The organism is Acidobacteriota bacterium (genome assembly GCA_029861955.1).
Taxonomy (GTDB): Bacteria; Acidobacteriota; Polarisedimenticolia; order Polarisedimenticolales; family Polarisedimenticolaceae; genus JAOTYK01.
Genome location: JAOTYK010000012.1, coordinates 31669 through 51837 on the forward strand (window position 1 = coordinate 31669; position 20169 = coordinate 51837).

The following is a 20169-nucleotide window of genomic DNA, read 5'->3' on the forward strand; positions in this document are numbered from 1 at the left end:
TCAGGACTCCAGATCGACCGGCAGCGGCCGCACGCCATTGGCGGTTTCCTCAAGCGTGATGACGGTGTAATCCGTATCGTGCTCGAAAATGATTTTCCAGTTCTCTCGTGCGGCCTCTGCGACCAGCGCCATCTTGGTTTCGATCGTGATCAACGGCTCCACATCGAATGACATGACGTAGTTGGGGCGGAGATGGCTGGCAGTGGGAATCAGGTCCGCGACATAGGACCAACGCGCGTTGCCTTCGCGGAGATCCACTCGCTGGCTGCCCTGGGTGTGCCCCGGCGCCGGAACGAGTTCGATTCCATTCCCCAGATCGTGAGGCCCTTCGACGACCTGGAGTCGGTCGGGATCGTCAAGCAGCGTGCGGAAGTCATCCTGGACGTACGCCGTCTTCATTCGCGGGTGATCCCAGCGTACGGCATCGATCTCGCGTTGCTGGACGACGTATCGTGCATTCGAAAAGGCGGGCACCAACTCCCCGCTGCTATCGAAGGCGGTATTGCCACCCGCGTGATCGAAATGCAGGTGCGTGTTGATCACGAGGTCGATATCGTCGGGGCGAAGACCCACGGGGGCCAGAAGATCCGAGGCACCCAGACCGGAAAGTCCGTAGATCGACCTTGTCTTCTCTTTCGCCTTGTCCCCGGCGCCCGTGTCGACGAGGATTTTCTGCTTCCCATCGTCGATCAGCATCAGATTCAGTGCCAGAGTGATCCGGTTCTTGTCGTCCGGCGATCTCTCCCTCTCCCAGAGCACCTTCGGAACGACGCCGAACATCGCGCCACCGTCGAGCAGAACGTGTCCGGCATCCAGCATCGTGACATCGAGTTCGCCGACCGTGAACCGGGTCATGTGGCGACCTCTTCCCCACTACGGAGGGCCGCGTGAACATGACGAAGATCCGAAGCGATTCCGAAGAACTCATCTGGGCTCAGCGATTGAGGCCCGTCGCTCCGGGCGGACTCGGGATCGGGGTGAACTTCCAGCATGACGCCGTCGGCGCCGACCGCCACGGCGGCACGTGCCAGCGCATGGATGTCTTCGCGTCGACCGCAGGCATGACTGGGGTCGACAAAAACGGGGAGACGACTGGCGGCGAGAAGCCGTGGCACGATCGAGAGATCCAACGTGAAACGGCTATGGTCCGAGAACGTGCGGATCCCCCGCTCACAAAGAAGGATGTCCGGATTTCCCGCATTGGCGATGTACTCCGCCGCCCAGAGAAGATCTTCCATCTGCGCCGAGAAGCCTCGCTTCAGGAAGATCGGCTTGCGCGTCCGGCCGGCCCGCTTGAGCAGCTCGAAGTTGTGCATGTTCCGCGCGCCGATCTGAATCACGTCCGCCCACTCTTCGACCCGCGCCAGAGAGGTCTCGTCGACCGCCTCGCTGACGACCGCCAGTCCGAACTCGTCTCGGGCGGTCGCCAGGAGCCGCAACCCCTCGACCCCGAGCCCCTGGAACTCGTAGGGGCTGGTTCTTGGCTTGTAGGCGCCTCCGCGAATCCACTGAACCCCCGCCGCCTTCAGCGAGCGCGCCAGGGGCATGAGCTGCTCTTCGCTCTCGACGGCACACGGCCCGGCGATCAGAGTCAGTTCTCCCCCGCCGACCCGATGTCCAAGGACATCCATCGGTGTTTGCGGGCGCGATGGGTTGCGGGCGACCCGCGGCCAGCGCGGGGCGTCGCCATGGGCGGCTGTCTGCGGGTCCAAGCATCCACCTCTGGGGTGACCGTCACTCCGGACAGACCACACGGGGTCGGCCCTACGGGTCGGTGTTGACGGGACGGGATGGTATCCGAATGGGGCCCTGGAATTCAACCCGTTTGAACCCCAACGTCGCTCGGAACTCCTTTTATTGACTCGGTTTGGGGCCTGTGCTACTTTCCGCGGGCCTCGAATCAGAGACGGGTCCCGCGTCCGCAGAATGGCTCGGTTCAGGCGCGTAGCTCAGTGGGAGAGCGCTGCCTTGACATGGCAGAGGTCGGCGGTTCGAAACCGCCCGCGCCTACCAAATACGGCGGTCCGGCGTAGCAGGTGGGGTCTCCGGTGTCCCAGAATTCAGACGAAATCCAGATCACGCTGCCGGACGGGTCCGTCCGGCCGCTCCCCCGTGGGGGCACGGCCCTGGAACTGGCCAATTCGATCGGCCCCCGCCTCGGCAAGGCGGCCGTCGTCGCCCGGGTGGACGGGGATCTCTACGATCTGACCCGTCCGATCCAGGACGACGCGCGGGTCGAGATCCTCACCGCTCGGGACGAAGAGGCCCTTGGAGTCCTGCGGCACTCGACGGCCCACGCAACGGCTCAGGCGGTCCAGGAGCTGTTCCCGGGGACCAAGATTGGCCAGGGACCGGTCATCGAGAACGGCTTCTACTATGACTTCGACCGCGAGGAGTCGTTCACCGAGACCGATCTCGAGAAGATCGAGAAGCGGGTCGCGGAGATCATCCAGCGAGACCTGCCCATCGAGCGAGTCGATCTGCCCCGAGACGAGGCGATCCAGTTCTTCGAGAAAGAGCAAGAGCCGTACAAGATCTACTTCGCGACCACCAAGGGCGGCGAGCAGGTCTCGATCTACAAGCAGGGTGAATGGACGGATTTCTGCCGAGGGCCCCATGTGCCCTCGACCGGCCGCCTGGGCGTGTTCAAGCTTCTCTCTGTCGCCGGCGCTTATTGGCTCGGCAGCGAGAAAGAGAAGATGCTTCAGCGGATCTACGGGACCGCTTTCTTCTCGAAGAAGGAGTTGGCGTCCCATCTGCACCGACTGGAAGAGGCCAGGCGACGCGACCATCGAAAACTCGGCAAAGAGCTGGACCTGTTCTCGTTCCATCCCGAGGCCCCTGCCAGCCCGTTTTTCCACCCCCGTGGCGCGACGGTCTACAACGGCCTCATCGACTACGTCCGTGGCCTCTACCGGCGCTACGGGTACGACGAGGTCGTGACGCCGCAGATCTTCGACGCGTCACTCTGGAAGACGTCCGGGCACTACGAGCACTACCGCGACAACATGTACTTCACCGAAGTGGATGAGCGTGAGTACGCGGTCAAACCGATGAATTGCCCATCGCATTGCCTGATGTTCGCAGAGAAGCGACACTCCTACCGGGACCTGCCGATCCGCTTCGCCGACTTCGGCCGACTCCATCGATACGAGCTTTCCGGAGCGACATCCGGCCTGACTCGGGTGCGGACTTTCGCCCAGGACGACGCTCACCACTTCTGCACCCAGGATCAGATCCAGGAAGAAGTGGCGATGGTGACGCGCATGATCCTGGAGTGTTACGGGATGTTCGGTTTCGAGACGTCGATTCGCCTGGCGACACGACCCGAAAAGAAGGCGGGAGACGACGCCATCTGGGACCGCTCGGAGGCCGCACTGCAGCAGGCCCTCGAGGCCCAGGAGCACCCCTTCGAGGTGATCGAGGGGGACGGTGCGTTCTACGGCCCGAAGATCGACTTCACCGTCAAGGATGCGCTCGCGCGCGAGCATCAGTTGGGCACGATCCAACTCGACTACGTGCTCCCGGATCGGTTCGATCTGGGCTACCACGATGCCGACGACAAGTTGCAACGACCGGTGATGATCCATCGCGCGATGCTCGGCTCGCTGGAGCGGTTTCTGGGGATCCTCATCGAGCACTGTGGAGGGGCATTCCCCTTCTGGTTGGCTCCCGAGCAGGTTCGCGTGCTGGCCATCACCGACCGGACCGCCGATTACGCGGCCTCAATTGCCTGGAAATTGAAGGATCGGGGCTTCCGCGCGGGCACCGACTTGCGAAATGAGAAAATCGGCGCGAAAATCCGCGAGGCGCAATTGGCCAAGGTACCGGTGATGTTGGTTCTCGGCGATCGAGAACTGGAGGCCGAGACCATCGCCGTGAGGTTGCGTAAGGGGGGCGACCAGGGTTCTTCGACCCTGGACGCGTTCATCGACCAGGCTCTGGAATGGAAAGAGCCTGGTGCCGAAACGACGGATAAATCGAGTTAGAGGAGTCGAGATGCCGAAGCTGAAATCCCATCGTGGCGCTGCCAAGCGATTCCGGTCCACGGCATCGGGTAAGTTCAAACGTTCGAAGGCCTACAAGAGTCATATTCTGACAAAGAAGACAACGAAGCGAAAACGCAAGCTCGACACCCCAACGGTCATCGCCGAGTGTGACCAGCGGAAGGTCGAGCACATGCTGCCCTACGGAAGGCGGTAGAGCCGATTCGCGCCGAGCGGATGCAAGTCCATCCGACGGCCAAGGAGTGAAGCGATGGCTAGAGTCAAACGAGGCAACAAGCGACGACTGAAGCGCAAGAAGATCCTTCGCCGAGCGAAGGGTTACTATCTCGCGAAATCCAAGCTGTACCGGATCGCCCGTGAGCAGGTACAGCGCTCGCTGCGTTTCGCCTATCGCGACCGACGCGTTCGCAAGCGTGAATTCCGTCGACTGTGGATTGCGCGGATCAACGCTGCGGCCCGCGAGCACGACCTCTCCTACTCTCGACTCATGCACGGACTGAAGCTTGCAGGCGTCGATCTTGACCGAAAGATTCTCGCGGACATCGCCGTCAAAGAGCCTCAGGTCTTCGGTCAAGTCATCCAGGCGGCCAGGCAGGCGATTCAGGGCTCCTAGGAGCCTGTCGCCGTGCAGGATAATCTCGACCGGATCCGGCAGGCCTTCGACGAGGCACTGACCGCGGCTCGCGACGACCCGAAGGCCGTCGACGAGGTGCGGGTTCGCTTTCTCGGTCGCAAGGGCGAGTTGCAGGCGTTGATGAAGCAGCTGGGGGCGTTGTCCAAGGACGAACGTCCGGCGTTCGGTCAGGCCATCAACCAGCTCAAGAAGACCGTCGAGGCGTCCCTGGACGACGCGATCGCACAAGCCCGCAAGGCCGAGAGCGACCGGAAGATCGTCGGCGAAGCCGTCGACATCTCGCTACCCGCGTGCCACCCGTGGCCCGGGTCCCTGCACCCGGTCACCCGCACCCGACGGGAGTTGGAACAGATCTTCCGAGATCTCGGTTTCACCATCGAGTCCGGACCGGAGGTCGAGGACGACTTCCACAACTTCCAGGCGCTGAATCTTCCGCCGGATCATCCAGCTCGAGACGCCACCGACACGTTCTACCTGTCCGGGGGCCTCCTGCTACGCACCCACACGTCCCCCGTGCAGATTCGGACGATGCAACGCACGCCACCGCCGATCCGTATGGTCTGTCCGGGACGGGTCTTTCGCAGAGACCTCGACGCGACTCACCTGCCGATGTTCCACCAACTCGAAGCGTTGGTCGTCGGCGAGAACATCTCGATGGCCGATCTCAAGGGAACCCTCTCGACGGTCTGGAAACGGTTCTTCGGCGACGACGCACGGATGCGTCTTCGCCCGGGTTACTTTCCCTTCGTCGAGCCCGGTTGCGAGTACGACGTCTCGTGCACGATGTGCGACGGCGCGGGATGCAGGATCTGCAAGCGGTCCGGCTGGATCGAACTCGGGGGTGCCGGAATGGTTCACCCGGAGGTCTTCCGTGCGGTGAACCTGGACCCGGAAAAGGTCTCCGGCTTCGCCTTCGGTCTCGGGATCGACCGGATCGCCATGATGCGCCACAGCATCGACGATCTCCGGCTGTTGGTCGAGAACGATCTCCGTTTCCTTCAGCAGTTTCCGTCATGATCGCCTCCTACCAATGGCTACGGGCGCTTTGCCCGACCGACGCCGGCCCGGAGCGCGTGGCCGAACTCTTGACCTCTCGAGGGCTGACGGTTGACAGCCTCGATGCGGGAGCCACGGACGTCGCGCTGGAGATCGACATCCCCGCGAACCGTCCCGACTGCCTCGGTCATGTCGGCCTGGCGCGTGAGCTCGCCGCCGGACTTGGCGTGGAGCGGGCCGAAGAGATCGACCCGCCGACGGCGGACGGCGCACCCGTCACCGACTCATTTGCGGTCACCATCGACGAGCCGGATCTTTGCCGTCGCTACACGGCGTCCCTGGTCCGAAACGTCCAGGTCGGTCCGTCCCCCGCGTGGGTGGTTGAGCGGTTGACCACCTGCGGATTGCGCTCGATCAACAACGTCGTGGATGCATCCAATCTCGTCTTGCTCGAGACCGGCCATCCCATCCACTTCTTCGACGCTGCGACCCTCAAGGGCGGCCATGTTCGGATTCGCTGCGCGACGGACGGCGAGCCGTTCACCACACTCGATGACGAACCGCGTGCGCTCACGGCGAACACCCTGATGATTGCCGACGACGAACGTCCCCTCGCGTTGGCCGGTGTGATGGGCGGCGCCGACAGCGAGATAGGCGAGAGCACCGAACAGGTTCTGATCGAGGCCGCGTGGTTCGCTCCTTCGTCCATCCGAGGCACGGCGCGTCGCCTCGGAATGCACACGGATGCAAGCCACCGCTTCGAACGCGGGGCGGACCCCGAGGGTGTCTTGCGTGCGCAACGTCTTGCGCAGCGTCTTCTCGGCGAACTCGCCGGTGGGAAGCCGGCACCCGGATTGATCGATGCACACCCACTTCCTCACGTCCGCCCGTCGCGCACACTCCGTGAATCGGAGTTGCCAAGACTCCTTGGCTTCTCGCCGGAGTCGGACCACATCCAGTCCGCGTTCGCGGCCCTGGAACTCGACCCGATGCCCGGCGACGAGGGCGTCTGGAACGTTACCGTGCCGAGCTGGCGTGTCGATCTGGAGGTCGAGGCCGATCTCGTCGAGGAGGTGGCCCGTCACGTCGGCTATGACAACATCCCCACCGTCGGCGACGAGGCTCGCCCGGCGCCACCCTCGCGGAGCGAGCGAGCCACCGAGGAGCGGGCGCGGGACCTGACCTCTCAGCTGGGCTTTCACGAGGCGTTCGGCTACTCCATGGTCGGACAGGGCGAAGATGCCGCATGGGTCGAGCCCGACAGCCCGAAACCGATGCAGGTCGAAAACCCGATCGCCGACTGGCTGTCCCAGATGCGTCGGTCGATCCTCCCGACTCTTCGGCGGGCCGCCGAGCTGAACCACCGACGGGGGCAGACGGACGTCCGTCTCTTCGAGGTCGGGCGGGTCTTTCTCCGTCCCGACGATGCGGCCGAGGGCGATTTCCCACACGAGTCCCTACGGCTCGGTCTGGCGTGGTCCGGGGCGGCGAGACCGCGCCACTGGTCGCGTCCGACGGACTGCGTGACGCTCCCCGAACTGCAGGGCCTCGTCGAGCGACTTCTCGCAGGCCTACAGCCCTCCGTCAAGCGGCTCCCGGTGGCCGGTGGTCCGTCGGCCTACCAACCCGGTCGGGCCGTGACCTGGAAAGACCCCGATGGTAAAGCCGTCGCCTGGGCGGGTCATATCCACCCGGATCTTTGCGACGATCTGCCCGATGGAATCCTGTTCGCCGAGCTGGTGCTGGATCATGTCGGCCGGACCGAGACGGTGAGCTACCGCCGGATCTCTCGCTACCCTGCCGTGCATCGTGACCTGGCGGTGGTCGTTCCGGCGGACCTGTCGTACGAGCGGCTCCTCCTGACCGTGACCGACGTCCCGTCCCCCGCACCGGTGGACTTCAACGCCGTCGACCGCTACCAGGGTCCACCACTGGCGGCCGGCGAGGCATCCCTCACGCTGCGGGCCACCCTGTCGCCGGAGGATCGAACGCTGACCGACGAAGAAATCGACGGCTATCGTCGGGCGATGATCGACGCCCTGGGCCGGAATCTCGGCGTCGAGATCCGCCAGGGTGACTGACGACGCAGACGGCTAGAGACAACCGGTCCCGGATCGTTGTAAGATCTTGTGGATATGAGCGATACGATCCGTCAGTTAGAGCAACGAGTCGGGCTGGCCGTCAAGCGGCTCAGCAAGCTCGCTGCCGAAAAGCAGCAGCTCGAAGCCGAGTTGCGGCTCTTGAAAGAGACCCTGGATGGCAACGGCGCGGGCCTGGAAGTCGAGCAGGGCGGCGACAGCGACGGATGGCGTTCGACACGTCACGAATTGTTGCAGTTGATCCGTCAGACACTGGAAGAGTCCCGTGAGCCGGACTCGATTGCGGACGGCGTCTGAAATTAGGGATAGGGAATGAGCGAACCACCAGCAAAAGCGACGCCGGTCACGATTCTCGGGACGACGTACCACCTTCGTGGTCACGAGGATGAGGAGTACCTGCTGCAGCTAGCGAGGCTGGTGGACGGAAAGATGCGCGAAGTCGCATCGGCGACCGGGACCGCGGACTCGATGAAGATCGCGATTCTCGGCTGCTTGAATTTGGCAGATGACTACATCCGAGCCAGCCGTGACGGTGGATCGGCGTCCGGGAATCCGGACAAGGACCACGAGCGACGGTTGACCCGGATGGTGACTCTTCTGGACGAGGCACTCGCAGAATAGGGTCACACACACAGCCGCGAAGACGGTGGCAGTGTGGTATTGGAGAAAGTCTGGATCTCTCTTGTGGTCGCAAAACAGACCAGAGAGTAAATTGAGGATGGCCCTGCGGGGCACGTGAAGGACTGGTCAGCTTGAGCCAACACTCACGCATCGGGAATCTGATATGCGACCGTGGTGAGCAGGCCTCTCATCGGAAGAGGAAGCCTGAAGCGGTTCTTGGAATCCCACCTGGCGAACCCGGTTCAACTTAAACCATCCTCACGACCTCGCGGGGTTCCTTACCCGTTCCAGTTTTCTCCGGTCCACGCTCCCCGCCTCACGGCGTAGGGGCCGCGAAACTTGCAACAAGAATTCGTCATCGTCGCACCGATTGTCCTCGGTAGCCTGGCGGGGATCATTGCGGCCGTCGTCGGGGGTCTGAGAGCCCGTCGAGTCCTGGCTGCCGCCGCCGAACATCGGGATCAACTCCTCCGTGAAGCGGAACAGGAGGCCCTGGCACGTCGCAAGGAGATCGAGGTCGAAGCCCAGGAAAAGGCGATGAGTCGCCAGGAGGACTTCGATCGACTGGAACGCGAGCTGGAGGAGCGACAGGCCCAGTCGGAACAACGGACGCGGAAACTCGAACGGGAGGGAAGCGAGCTCGGCCGGCAACGTAAGGATGCCGAGCGAATGCAGGCCCGAATCGAGACCAAGGACTCTGAGCGGACCCGGCTCCTGGCCCTCGCCGAAACGCAGCAGAAGGACAGCCAAACGACCCTGGAGCGGATCGCCGGCCTGTCGGCCGACGAAGCACGGCTCGAGTTGGTCGAACAGATAGAGGAAGAGGCCCGGAGCGAGGCCGCCCGACGGGCCCGTAAGACCGAGGACGAGGCGCGCCGTTCCGCGGAACGCGAAGCCGTCAACCTGATGGTCCAGGCGTCGCAGCGGGTCAATATCCAGGACGTCGTCGAAACGACGGTCAGCTTCTTCGAGCTGCCGAGCGACGAGATGAAGGGTCGAATCATCGGTCGTGAGGGACGAAACATCCGCGCCCTCGAGATGGCGACGGGAATCGACCTGATCGTGGACGATACCCCGCGTTCGATCATCATCTCCTCCTTCGATCCCGTGCGACGCGAGGTTGCACGGATCTCGATCGAGCGACTGGTCGCCGATGGCCGCATCCATCCGGCGCGGATCGAAGAGGTCGTGGCCAAGGTCGGCGAGGACTTCGACGAGCGGGTTCTCGAGCATGGGAACGACGCCGCCTACAGCATGGGGATCTCGGATATCCATCCACGGCTGGCCAGCCGATTGGGTCAGATGCGATACCACACGGCCCACGGACAGAATCTGATGCATCACTGTCGCGAGACCGGGTTGATTGCCGGGTTCATGGCCCTCGAGATCGCGGCCGATGCGGCCACCTGCCAACGCGCTGGACTGCTGCACGGAATCGGGCAGGTGGATGACTCGGAGACCAATCATCCCCTGCTGGCCGCTGCGGATATCGCTGAGCGACACGGTGAGGATGCGGCCGTGGTGCATGCGATTCGCAGTCTCCACGGCGACGTCGAGCCACGAAGCATGGAGGCCCTTCTCGTTCGCACCGCCAAACGGATGAGCGACAATCGACCCGGGGCTCACAAGGAAAACCTGGCCGTCTTCATCGAGCGACTGCGTCGTCTGGAAGAGCTGGCGACCCGTCACGAGTTCGTCGACCGAGCCTACGCCGTCAAGGCCGGCAAGGAGATTCGCGTCCTGGTCGATGCCAAGAATTGCTCCGACCAGCAGACGTTCGCCCTCTGCAAGCAGATTGCGGGGGAAGTCGAGAAAGAGATCAACTATCCCGGACAGATCAAGATCATCGCCATCCGCGAGAGTCGCGCGGTCCGTTTCGCGGTGTAGTGTGCGCGTTCTTCTTGTCGGCGATGTGGTCGGTGAGCCAGGACGTCGCATCCTCAAGAAGGGTCTGCGCGACCTGCGCGACCGACACCAACCGGATGTCGTCGTGGTCAACGGCGAGAACGCCGCCGCCGGCAACGGGATGACCCCCGCGACGACCAAGGAGATCTTCAAGTCTGGAGCCGACGTCATTACGGGCGGCAACCACTCCTGGGATCGCCGCGACATCCTCGAGGTGATCGATCAGCTGCCTCACCTGCTGCGCCCCGCCAACTACCCCCACCCCGCTCCAGGGCGCGGGACCACGATCTTCGAATCGGAGCAGGGGTTCCGCCTCGGCGTGGTCAATCTGATGGGGCGACTGTTCATGGCGGACCTGGACGACCCCTTTCGAATGGCGGATGCCATCCTTGAAGATCTAGCCGGTGAGTGCGACGGGATCGTCGTCGACTTCCATGCGGAGGCCAGCAGCGAGAAACAGGCGCTCGGCCGGTATCTCGACGGGCGTGTCGGCGCGGTTGTCGGCACCCACACCCATGTACCGACGGCCGACGCACGGATCCTTCGCGGCGGAACCGCCTTCATGACGGATCTGGGCATGACGGGGCCATACGACTCCATCATCGGCGTCGATGGCGATGCAGCCCTTCAACGCTTCCTTACCCAACGTCCCGTTCGATTCACGCCGGCGGAGCACGACGTGCGTCTTTGCGGAGCGCTCGTCGAATTGAACCCCGACACGGGGCTCGCTCGATCCATCGAGCGTATCGAATACCCGGACGCGAAATGAGCAACGTGGAGGTCTCACGGTTCCTGGACGAGAGTCGGAATCGAGTGGAGGGCTATCTGGATTCCAACCTTCCCGATGTCTCGGGGCCTGCGGGTACGATTGCCGAAGCGATGCGGTATGCCGTTCTTGGGGGTGGCAAGCGAATCCGCCCCGCGTTGGTGTTCGCCGCGTGCGAGGCGGCCGGCGGAAGGGCGGAAGCAACCATTCCCGTCGCGGCCGCCATCGAGATGATCCACACGTACTCGCTGATCCACGACGATCTTCCGGCGATGGATGACGACGACCTACGACGTGGGCAGCCCACGGTTCACCGTAAGTTCGGCGAGGCCGTCGCCATCCTCACGGGCGATGCCCTCCACACACTCGCATTCGAGTGGCTCTCTCGATTCCCTTCCGGCGACGACCTGGCCGGCCGGCGCACCCGAGTGTCCACCACCCTTGCGACCGCAGCCGGTGTCGCCGGGATGGTGGGTGGACAGATCGCCGACCTCGAACATGAGCAGCGCCCGACGGACGAAACGATGCTGGCCTGGATTCACTCCCACAAAACCGGTGCCCTGTTTGCAGCCAGCTCCGAGGTCGGCGGAATCCTCGCAGGCGCAGACGATTCGATCTGCGCGGACCTGCGCGCTTTCGGCGCAGAACTCGGGCTCACCTTCCAGATCGCCGACGATCTCCTGGACCTGGTATCCACTGCCGAAACTCTCGGCAAGACTCCGGGCAAGGATCTTCGGGCCGGCAAGACGACTTATCCCGCGATGTTCGGCGAGGCCGCCACGAGAGAGATGGGCGAGGCCTCCCTGGCCCGCGCCCGTGCTCATCTGGAACAGAGCGGCGTACATGCGGAGACGCTCTACGCACTGGCGCACCTGGCTCTCCATCGATCCCGGTGAAATTCATGGCGACCAAACCGCCGCAGAAGCGACGTCTCGATGAGATCCTGGTCGAACGGGGCCTCGCGAAGAATCGCAGCCGCGCCCACGCCCTGATCCTCGCCGGGCGCGTGCTCTCGGGCTCGACGCGACTGTCGAAACCCGGTGTGCGACACGCCGCCGATGTCGAACTCACCGTCCACCAGGGTCGTCGCTGGGTCGGCCGTGGCGCAGAAAAGCTGATGGGTGCCCTGGAGAACTTCGGGATCGACGCCACGGGTCGTGTTGCCGTCGATGTCGGCTCGTCGACCGGTGGATTCACCCAGGTCCTGCTGGAGGCCGGCGCGAAGCCGGTGATGGCCATCGACGTCGGACGCGGGCAGATGGACTGGAGCCTACGGAACGACCCGCGGGTGATCGTGATGGAGGGGATCAATGCCCGCCATCTCGAGCCGGGGCAGCTACCCGAGACCCCATCGATCGCCGTGATGGATGTATCCTTCATCTCGATCGAACGGATACTCCCGGCCCTGGCCGGTTGCCTGACAGAGGACGGAGAGATCGTCAGCCTGATCAAGCCTCAGTTCGAGGTTGGACGGGGCCAGGTCGGCAAGGGTGGCATCGTGCGTGACGCGTCTCTGCACCAGGCCGTGACGGAACGGATCGTCCAATTCGTTCGGGCGGCGGGTTGGTCGGTCCGGGGGCTCTGCCGGTCTCCGATCGCAGGCACCGATGGCAATCGTGAATTTTTTATCCATATCGGATTAGGAAGCGCCACGGGTTCCCTCGCGGAGAGTACGATAGCGTCTGTCATCGAAGGGCTCTGTAACCTCGACGGGGACGATTCATGAGCGGCACGTCCAGCCCGCGTTTTCGTCGAGTCCTCTTCGTGGCCAAGGTCGATTCGGATGGCCCGCGGATCGTCGACAACATCGCCCGACGTCTCGAGCAGGAAGGGATCGCCGTCTGCTTCGAGTCTCAGACTGCTCACGCGATGGGGCGCGACGACGGGCTCCTGCCCAATGACCTTCCCGACGATCTGGATCTCGGCATCGTGGCCGGCGGAGACGGCACCCTGCTGGCGGCCGCACGCCTCGTGAGCGGTCGGGGGGTCCCGCTCCTGGGCATCAACCTCGGCAGCCTGGGCTTTCTGACGGAGATGCAGCCCGAAGAGGTGGACTCCGGCGTTCAGCAGGTGCTGGAAGGCCGTTACACCATCGAGCAGCGTCAGGCCCTGCGGGCCCAACACGTCCCCGAGGGAGGAATCTCCCGCGAGTATATCGTCCTCAACGATGCCGTGATCACCAAGAGTGCGCTATCGCGGATGATCCAGATCGACGTTCGTGTCGACGGCAGCCGGGTCGCGGAGTACAGCAGCGACGGCCTGATCGTCGCGACACCGACCGGGTCGACGGCCTACAACCTCTCCGCAGGCGGCCCCATCCTCGACCCACGTATGAGTGCCTTCGTTGTCACGCCGATCTGCCCCCACGGCATGACGTTCCGTCCCCTCGTCGTCCCCGGGAACGCGGACGTCGAGATATCGCTACGAAGCTCCGGAGAGCAGGTCTACGCCACGCTGGACGGCCAGATCGGTTTTCCGCTCAACGACACGGACCGTCTCCTGATCGACTGCGCGCCGGAACCGGTGCGGCTGGTCCGGGTCAACGACCGCGAGTTCTTCCAGGTCCTGCGACGCAAACTCCGCTGGGGGGAACGGTGACGATCTCCACCCCACCCGGGGTGCGCAGACGAGAGGTCGTCGGTTATTGCTTCTACGATTTCGCCAATTCGTCGTTCACGACGATGATCTCGACGATCGCGTTCTCACGTTACTTCCGGATCGCGGTCGTCGGTCCCAACTCAGAGAATGGCGACTTCTTGTGGAGCCTGGCCGCTGCCACCTCCTACCTTCTCGTCATCGTCAGCGGCCCCGTTCTTGGCGCCATCGCCGACGGCTCCGGAGCCAAGAAGAAGTTCCTCATCGGGTCGACGGTCCTGACCGTCCTGGCAACCGCGTCGCTCGCACTGGCGGGCCCCGGCGATCTGTGGCTCGCATTCGGGCTGTTCGTCATCGCCTCATTCGGGTTCGAGAGCGGGTACATCTTCTACAACGCATTTCTTCCGGAGATCTCGACCCGGCAGAACATGAACCGAATCTCGGCGTGGAGTTGGGGCACGGGTTTCATCGGCGGTCTCCTGTCCGTGGTCGTCTGCCTGCCGCTCCTCAGCGGTGGCCTGACTTCAGCCGCAAGCGACGGGGCCGGCCTCAGTCTGGTGCCCGATGCGGTGCGGGGTCACCGGCTCTCCTTCCTCGTCGTAGCAGCCTTCTTCCTGGTGTTCTCCATCCCGACATTCCTGTTCCTCAAGGAGCGTTCGAGGGTCGCCACGAAGCGCTGGACCGGACTCGTGCGGACCGGCTTCGCCAGGGTCTGGCAGACGACCCTCGCGGTTCGGCAGCATCGAAACATCGCCCTGTTCGTCATGGCGGCGACGGTGTTCTACGGCGGGATCGAGGCCGTCATCAAATTCAGCGCGATCTTCGCCACCGTCAGCTTCAACATCACCGGACAGGAACTCCAGCTCCTCTTCATCGTGGCGAACCTGGTGGCCGTCCCCAGCACGATCGGAGCCGGGTGGCTGGCGGACCGCGTCGGCAGCAAACGCGTCCTCATCGGCACCCTGTTCGTCTGGCTGGTGATCGTCTTCGTCGGCGCGGTCGTTCAGAGCAAGGTCGGTTTCTGGTTCCTGGCCTGCGGCGCCGCGTCGGGCATGGGCAGCACCCAGGCCGTCGCTCGCTCGATCATGGCGTCCATCAGCCCCGCCAATCGTGAATCGGAGTTCTTCGGTTTCTACATCCTCGCGACCAAGGTCGGGGCGATCGTCGTCATCCTGCTCTTCGGCACCATCGCCTCCGGTACCGGCCAGCAACGGCTGGCGGTCCTCGGCCTGCTTCCCCTCTTTTTGGCTGGAATCCTGATTCTTCGTAGGGTTCAGGTCCCCCGCGAGGCCTCTTAGACCCCCACCTTGCCCGGACCGGCGACGGCCCTATATTCGACCCCTGGGGTCCCCCGGTCGATCGAGGCCGGGTGCCGCTCCGGAGGGGTCGGGTTCACCATGCGAGAACTGGACAAGAAGGCTATGGGACGCCGGATCCGTCAGATCCGATTGACGGCGGAGATGCGTCAGTGGGAGATCGCGCGTTTGCTGGGCACCACCCAATCGGCGATCCACAAATACGAAAACGGCGTGGTGCCGGAGCCTCGCCGCCTGGTCGAGGTCGCCCGTATCGGCAACACGAGCGTCGAGTGGGTCCTGACCGGCCACCATTGGGAAAATGGATCGGAGGACCAGCCCCGGATCACCCCCGAGCTCCTCGAGACCGCCTGCCTCCTGCGCGAGGTCGAGGCCGACGAGCGAGTCCGGCTATCGGAAGCGCTGCGGATCATGCGAGAAGCGGCCCGTGCCGTCCAGGAGGAGATGGGCAGCGAAGACGCACAGTCCGCTGTACTCGCCGAGCAACTGGCCACTCACTCGACGCAGACCGTGAAACTCCTGGAGGCGGCGTGTCGCATCCAGAAAGCCGTCCTCTCACAGGTCACCGAGGACGCGGAGCGTCGCCTGGAATCTCCCCACATCGCAGGCGGCGACGCGTCCTGACCTACGATCCCGGCGCGATCGAGGCCTCGCGAAACCGATCGACACAAAACGGGACGCCCAGCAAAGAGACAAACCAGCCGGCCCGCGGGCCACGTGCCTTCCCCAGCAACGCGACATAGATCGACTGGAACAGGCGACCGGGCTTCACGCCCTCGAATCCGCCGGCCACCTCGTAGATCACGTCGTGAATCCCATCCCCCTCGAGTTGATCCGTCAGCCGAACGGCCAGCTCACCGAGAAATCGCCGCTGATCGTCGTCGAGATCCGCCACCGCCGACGGTAGCTCCTTCTGCACCTCGAACCGCATCTCCTCGGGACCGAACGCATCCAACCAGCGCTGGGCATAACCGAGACGGGTCGCTAGCGCGGAGTTGTCCACGTCGGCGAAACCGGTACGCCTGAGAATGGCGCCTGCGTTGTCGACATCGAAACCCGCGGCCTGCCCGACCACGATCAGATGCTTGAACGGCACCCCGACCGGCTCGAATCCCGCCGCTCGCGAGAGTTCAAGTGCACGCTCATCGCGATCCGCAGTCTCCGGATCGTCGACCTCGTCCACCCAGCGGAGGATACCCATCCCGGGATCGAAATTGATTCGACGTCCGGGTCGATCCTTCACGATCATGTAACGCAATACCTCGGGGGGCACGACCTCCAGGATCTTTCCGACCGAAAGGACGTTGCCCTTACTGGAGGACATGTCCCCGCCCCCCTTGAGTCGGATCCACTCGTACGGGATCGGAAACGGTGGCTCGAACCCGTAGATGTCTCGGACGATCTGAACTCCAGTGTCGTAGGAGCCTCCGCGGGTCGAGTGATCCTTCCCGAACGGCTCGACGGTGACGCCGAACATCGCCCAGCGTGCCGGCCAATCGACTCTCCAGGTCAGCTTCCCACCGCCTGCGATCGGCCGCTCCCCTTCACTGCCGCAAGGACAGCGGTAGGCGATTGTCTCTGCAGAGGTCGAGAAACCGGTAAGCTCCGTGCCCGCCATCCGTCCACAAGTCTCACAGATCGGATTAAAGGGGGACCACCCGTCGGCGAACTGCTTTCCGGTCTGCTGATGAAGGATCTCGACGATCCGGTCACGACCCTGAAGCGCCTTGAGGACGTAAGGCGTCATCCTCCCGGAGACATACATCTCGCTGGCACGTTCCAGCTGCACATCGACCCGAAGACGCCCCAGCGCGGCCAGGAAGGGTTCCAGAAAGTGCTGCGCGTAATCGTCGTGCTCGCCGCAGGGACAGCGGATGTTGGACAACGGTTGGCCGACGAGCGGTTCGTAGGTCGCTTTGTCGAGGAAATCATAGACCCGACGAAGCGGGTCGTAGTCGTCGGCGACGTAGTTGAACGTCACATCGTCGCGACGCTCGCCGAGGACCCGATAGACGACGTCGGCCGTCAACACCTCTCGGACGTTGCCGATATGAATCTCGCCCGAAGGTGAAATACCGGTTGACAGAAACGGGCGTCGTCCCGTCTCTTCGATCTCTCCGGCGACAAGATCTGCCCAGTAACTGGATTCCAACTTCCCCGGCCCCCGTCAACATCGTTCGCACGAAGGATAGCCCGTGGCCCTCGAGCGTCGCAATCCGAATTACACAATCTTGTTTCGTATGGGAGCCGTATGGTAGAAGAGCGGTGTACGCCGTGATCCGCAGAAAGAGGGAACCATGCAAAGCATGACGTTGCGCGAAGCTGCCGAACAGACCTCGCGCTCGGTCACGACCCTCCGGCGCTATATCCGAAGCGGCCGACTTCACGCAGAGAAACGGTACGGACGATTCGGGCCCGAGTATTTCGTCTCGGAGCACGACCTCTCTGAAGCCGGGCTGGAACTGGGAACCGTGCGTGACGCGGAGACGCCGCCTACGCCTCAGGCCGACAAACCCGGTGCCCTCGCCACACGGTCCACGGCCGGCCTTCAGGTCCACGAGGAGGCGGTTCCACGAAGCCTCTTCGAGACCCTGCAGATGAAGCACGAACAACTCCTGGTTCAGTACGGGATGGTTCGGGCCGGTGGGCTGAGGTACATGGAGCTCAGCAGCGAGCTGGAAGCCATCCAGGGACAACTGGAGGAGTCTCTCAGCGAGCGACAACGCTTGGCGGAGCAGCATAGGCGGAAGGACGCCGAGCTGCGTCAGGGACGCCTCAAGCTGGAGTCGGCCCAGTTGGAGCTGGCCGCCGCCCGCGAGAAGATTCAGGCGATGGAGATGCTCACACGGAATTCTGCGACCAGCGAGAGTATTGAGGAGCAATTCAGCAGCGTGATGGAGCGATCTCGCCGGATTCGAGAACTGGACGCCCCTCGCCCCCGATCCCCCGAGGCCGATTCGGACCACTGACGATCGTCACGCGTTTCTCCCCCCTTGCGGCTCATTTGCCGCAGTCCTGGTGGGATTCTGCCCTCCACAAGTTGACGTACGATGATGGGTCGAGTATTTTTACGGCCGTTTTCCTAATGAGGAGGTTTGTCGATGCTGCGCGTACTCGCCACGGTAGGCGTGTTGCTGGTCTTGTCCGTCTTTACCATCGGCTGCGACTCGACCCAACCCATTGGTGCAGGACCCGTCACGTACGAGGTTCAGATGAGCGCCGTCAATGTCATCGGTTTTCTCGGTGGACAGGGCATTCGCTCTTACCGCGTGTGGGAGATGTACGAAGACAACGACAACAACGGCCAACCCGACGACATCGACATGGATGGCGTTCCGGATCTCTTCAACTTCTGCCGCGACCTGTTGGCCAGTGACACGAGTCACGTGAACCCGACGTCGGTTCCCTGGAGCTATACCGTCGAGATCAGCGTCATCCCCGCCGGGACCACCGGCGAGGTCATCGTCTCGTCCCCGGCGGGTCTTACCGACGACCCGCTGATCAACCTCAGCCGATACGACAACAGTTCTCGGCCCCTGGTGCTGGGCACCAGCCAGCCGACCGTCATGATCGACGATGGCGGCATGATGCGGACGTTCCGCTTCCGGGATCCGCTCAAACTTTCGCAGGCTCACACGCGGGTGGCTCGCTCCACCTCCAATCCTCTCAGCGACTTCGATCCGATGACCTACGGTCTCGGTAACGGACTATGTTCCGCCATCGACCCGGGCCCGACCGTTGTCGACGGACAAGAGAACTTCCTGGTCGACCTCTCTCCGGGCGACACCATCATCGTGCGCGCCCGCCGCGGTGCCGGAGCCCCGATGGGGATCGAGACCAACGGACGCGAGGCCAACCTTTCAGGCACTCTCTCGCAGGACGGGTTGACGGTGTCGGTGATCGGCTCCGCATCCAGCGACGCGGTGACGGGTGCCGGATTCAGTTTCTCGTTTACCGCAAGATAGACACGAGAAGAACGGACATAGGCTCCCTTCCCATACGTTAGACGTCGAGGATTGTTCGCATGCCAAAACTGACCGGTTACGCCCTACTGACGCTCATGATCGTGTTCTTCGTGGTCGGCTCGGCATTCGCCCAGGAGGCGGAGGGTGACGACGATGGATCCCTCTTCAAGTACATTGCAGAGATCGAAATCTGGGTCGCCCAACCAACGGGACTCGACTACTCCCCGGCAACCGTCTTCGATGCGACGAACCCGTTCTTTGAGGTCTATCAGCGCCCCACGCACGGGACCAGCGAATCGTTTCGTTATGCCGGTGGCCTGGAGTTCAGGCGAGATGCCGGCGCGCTCATGCTCTCCTACCTGGAGCATCGGGACGAGGACGTCCTCCTCGGCGAGTCGTCTCCCGGCAACTACATCTTCACCACCAGCATGGCCAGCCCGTTACTCGCGGGCCTGAACGACGACGGCCTCGCGGACGGCTACGATTCGCAATTCGACACGACGCTTCGCGACCTCCGTATCAACTACAAGCGTGCCGCGTTCGAGACCAACCGTGTCAACGGCAGTTGGTGGGTCGGCGTGCGTCGGGTTGCGCATCGTCGAATTGCCAATGCGAGCTACTACGCCATCGTGGACGGCCTGCCGCCGCTGATTCCGCCGCTCGTCACCTTTCCGCGGCCGGACCTGGACCCGCGTCCGGATGTGGTCGACACGGCCTCGCGCTACAGCGGGCGCGGTCTCGAAATGGGAATGGAGTTCGAAACCGCGATGCTCAAGAGCAAGAAGCTGAAGCTGCGCGCGAGCGTCGGCATGGCATTCCTTCGCGGAAAGGTCCGGAGCGAGTACACCTCCATCTCCCATGCCTTTACCTTCCAGGACCCCCTGACGGGTGTGACGACCGTGATGGAGCCCCCGTACGACCTGTTTGGAGAGATCATCCAGGTTAGCGCCGGCGGCGCGCTGGGACCGGCCGTCGACTTCATCGACCAGATCACGGTCGTCGATAGCTTCCTCGACGAGAAGCGGTCGTTATCCGGCTCGGTCATCGACACCGAGGTCTCGCTGAACTACCAGATCCACAAGACGGTCGAATTTTACGGCGGATTCCGAGGCAGCTCCTACAGCAACGTGGGCATCGAGAGTCGTCGCGAAGTGGCGCAGATCGGCAACCAACTTCTCAGTTCCATCGCCAGCGAAGAGCAGTCGGCGGAATACGAGGGGTTCTTCGGCGGCGTCCGCTTCCACTTCTAGAACGACGCCCCTTCC

20 protein-coding genes, 1 tRNA gene and 1 other RNA gene are annotated in these 20169 nt (G+C 63.4%); 19 read left to right on the forward strand and 3 right to left on the reverse strand.

What is annotated here, in order from left to right; all coding sequences use genetic code 11:
* Nucleotides 1-855: an MBL fold metallo-hydrolase gene (locus OES25_07605; protein MDH3627508.1), complete on the reverse strand. Its 855-nt coding sequence runs from the start codon at nt 853-855 to the stop codon at nt 1-3.
* Nucleotides 852-1712 (reverse strand): 3-deoxy-7-phosphoheptulonate synthase, encoded by an 861-nt coding sequence (gene aroF / locus OES25_07610; GenBank protein ID MDH3627509.1) that lies wholly within the window; start codon nt 1710-1712, stop codon nt 852-854. The genes OES25_07605 and aroF overlap by 4 nt, the downstream gene beginning before the upstream one ends.
* Before the next feature lie 226 nt (nt 1713-1938).
* Between aroF and OES25_07615 the strand changes: the two genes are divergently transcribed.
* The 16 genes from OES25_07615 (at nt 1939) to OES25_07690 (ending at nt 15563) form a co-directional block, all read left to right on the forward strand.
* Nucleotides 1939-2013, forward strand: a tRNA-Val gene (locus OES25_07615).
* A 35-nt stretch (nt 2014-2048) separates the two neighbouring features.
* Entirely contained in the window at nt 2049-3989 is a 1941-nt protein-coding gene (gene thrS / locus OES25_07620) for a threonine--tRNA ligase (protein MDH3627510.1), read from the forward strand.
* Between the two features lie 10 nt (nt 3990-3999).
* Nucleotides 4000-4203 (forward strand): 50S ribosomal protein L35, encoded by a 204-nt coding sequence (rpmI, locus tag OES25_07625; GenBank protein MDH3627511.1) that lies wholly within the window; start codon nt 4000-4002, stop codon nt 4201-4203.
* A 54-nt stretch (nt 4204-4257) separates the two neighbouring features.
* Entirely contained in the window at nt 4258-4620 is a 363-nt protein-coding gene (gene rplT / locus OES25_07630; protein ID MDH3627512.1) for a 50S ribosomal protein L20, read from the forward strand.
* A gap of 12 nt (nt 4621-4632) precedes the next feature.
* Nucleotides 4633-5658 carry a phenylalanine--tRNA ligase subunit alpha gene (gene pheS, locus OES25_07635; protein MDH3627513.1) on the forward strand — a complete coding sequence of 342 codons (1026 nt, stop codon included), beginning with the start codon at nt 4633-4635 and terminating at the stop codon, nt 5656-5658.
* Entirely contained in the window at nt 5655-7718 is a 2064-nt protein-coding gene (gene pheT, locus OES25_07640) for a phenylalanine--tRNA ligase subunit beta (GenBank protein ID MDH3627514.1), read from the forward strand. The genes pheS and pheT overlap by 4 nt, the downstream gene beginning before the upstream one ends.
* 54 nt (nt 7719-7772) lie before the next feature.
* Complete coding sequence (locus OES25_07645) at nt 7773-8033, forward strand: hypothetical protein (GenBank protein ID MDH3627515.1); 261 nt, start codon at nt 7773-7775, stop codon at nt 8031-8033.
* Nucleotides 8034-8048: 15 nt separating this feature from the next.
* Complete coding sequence (locus OES25_07650; protein MDH3627516.1) at nt 8049-8357, forward strand: cell division protein ZapA; 309 nt, start codon at nt 8049-8051, stop codon at nt 8355-8357.
* Between the two features lie 97 nt (nt 8358-8454).
* A non-coding RNA gene (gene ssrS / locus OES25_07655) (6S RNA) lies at nt 8455-8636 on the forward strand.
* Nucleotides 8637-8696: 60 nt separating this feature from the next.
* Nucleotides 8697-10244 carry a ribonuclease Y gene (gene rny / locus OES25_07660; GenBank protein ID MDH3627517.1) on the forward strand — a complete coding sequence of 516 codons (1548 nt, stop codon included), beginning with the start codon at nt 8697-8699 and terminating at the stop codon, nt 10242-10244.
* 1 nt (nt 10245) lies between these two features.
* Nucleotides 10246-11031, forward strand: coding sequence for a TIGR00282 family metallophosphoesterase (locus OES25_07665; protein MDH3627518.1), 786 nt, complete (start codon nt 10246-10248; stop codon nt 11029-11031).
* Entirely contained in the window at nt 11028-11924 is an 897-nt protein-coding gene (locus OES25_07670; protein MDH3627519.1) for a polyprenyl synthetase family protein, read from the forward strand. The genes OES25_07665 and OES25_07670 overlap by 4 nt, the downstream gene beginning before the upstream one ends.
* 5 nt (nt 11925-11929) lie before the next feature.
* Nucleotides 11930-12754: a TlyA family RNA methyltransferase gene (locus OES25_07675; protein ID MDH3627520.1), complete on the forward strand. Its 825-nt coding sequence runs from the start codon at nt 11930-11932 to the stop codon at nt 12752-12754.
* A complete protein-coding gene (locus OES25_07680; GenBank protein ID MDH3627521.1) occupies nt 12751-13626 on the forward strand; it encodes an NAD(+)/NADH kinase in 876 nt (291 codons plus the stop codon). The genes OES25_07675 and OES25_07680 overlap by 4 nt, the downstream gene beginning before the upstream one ends.
* The gene (locus OES25_07685; protein ID MDH3627522.1) at nt 13623-14921 is read left to right on the forward strand and encodes an MFS transporter; all 1299 of its coding nucleotides are present in this window, start codon (nt 13623-13625) and stop codon (nt 14919-14921) included. The genes OES25_07680 and OES25_07685 overlap by 4 nt, the downstream gene beginning before the upstream one ends.
* A 99-nt stretch (nt 14922-15020) precedes the next feature.
* Nucleotides 15021-15563: a helix-turn-helix domain-containing protein gene (locus tag OES25_07690; GenBank protein ID MDH3627523.1), complete on the forward strand. Its 543-nt coding sequence runs from the start codon at nt 15021-15023 to the stop codon at nt 15561-15563.
* Between the two features lies 1 nt (nt 15564).
* Here the strand turns inward: OES25_07690 and lysS are convergent, their stop codons facing one another.
* On the reverse strand, nt 15565-17091 hold the full coding sequence (gene lysS, locus OES25_07695) for a lysine--tRNA ligase (protein ID MDH3627524.1): 1527 nt from the start codon (nt 17089-17091) through the stop codon (nt 15565-15567).
* A 145-nt stretch (nt 17092-17236) separates the two neighbouring features.
* Between lysS and OES25_07700 the strand changes: the two genes are divergently transcribed.
* The 3 genes from OES25_07700 (at nt 17237) to OES25_07710 (ending at nt 20154) form a co-directional block, all read left to right on the forward strand.
* A complete protein-coding gene (locus OES25_07700; protein ID MDH3627525.1) occupies nt 17237-17908 on the forward strand; it encodes a helix-turn-helix domain-containing protein in 672 nt (223 codons plus the stop codon).
* Nucleotides 17909-18040: 132 nt separating this feature from the next.
* Complete coding sequence (locus OES25_07705; GenBank protein MDH3627526.1) at nt 18041-18904, forward strand: hypothetical protein; 864 nt, start codon at nt 18041-18043, stop codon at nt 18902-18904.
* 59 nt (nt 18905-18963) lie between these two features.
* Complete coding sequence (locus tag OES25_07710) at nt 18964-20154, forward strand: hypothetical protein (GenBank protein ID MDH3627527.1); 1191 nt, start codon at nt 18964-18966, stop codon at nt 20152-20154.
* Nucleotides 20155-20169 lie beyond the last annotated feature (15 nt).

Excerpts from the sequence above, each read along its gene's own strand:
- OES25_07605 (MDH3627508.1), bottom strand. The coding sequence starts at position 855 with ATGACCCGGTTCACGGTCGGCGAACTCGATGTCACGATGCTGGATGCC.
- rpmI (MDH3627511.1), top strand. The coding sequence starts at position 4,000 with ATGCCGAAGCTGAAATCCCATCGTGGCGCTGCCAAGCGATTCCGGTCC.
- rplT (MDH3627512.1), top strand. The coding sequence starts at position 4,258 with ATGGCTAGAGTCAAACGAGGCAACAAGCGACGACTGAAGCGCAAGAAG.
- pheT (MDH3627514.1), top strand. The coding sequence starts at position 5,655 with ATGATCGCCTCCTACCAATGGCTACGGGCGCTTTGCCCGACCGACGCC.
- OES25_07645 (MDH3627515.1), top strand. The coding sequence starts at position 7,773 with ATGAGCGATACGATCCGTCAGTTAGAGCAACGAGTCGGGCTGGCCGTC.
- OES25_07650 (MDH3627516.1), top strand. The coding sequence starts at position 8,049 with ATGAGCGAACCACCAGCAAAAGCGACGCCGGTCACGATTCTCGGGACG.
- OES25_07670 (MDH3627519.1), top strand. The coding sequence starts at position 11,028 with ATGAGCAACGTGGAGGTCTCACGGTTCCTGGACGAGAGTCGGAATCGA.
- OES25_07675 (MDH3627520.1), top strand. The coding sequence starts at position 11,930 with ATGGCGACCAAACCGCCGCAGAAGCGACGTCTCGATGAGATCCTGGTC.
- OES25_07680 (MDH3627521.1), top strand. The coding sequence starts at position 12,751 with ATGAGCGGCACGTCCAGCCCGCGTTTTCGTCGAGTCCTCTTCGTGGCC.
- OES25_07690 (MDH3627523.1), top strand. The coding sequence starts at position 15,021 with ATGCGAGAACTGGACAAGAAGGCTATGGGACGCCGGATCCGTCAGATC.
- OES25_07700 (MDH3627525.1), top strand. The coding sequence starts at position 17,237 with ATGCAAAGCATGACGTTGCGCGAAGCTGCCGAACAGACCTCGCGCTCG.
- OES25_07705 (MDH3627526.1), top strand. The coding sequence starts at position 18,041 with ATGCTGCGCGTACTCGCCACGGTAGGCGTGTTGCTGGTCTTGTCCGTC.
- OES25_07710 (MDH3627527.1), top strand. The coding sequence starts at position 18,964 with ATGCCAAAACTGACCGGTTACGCCCTACTGACGCTCATGATCGTGTTC.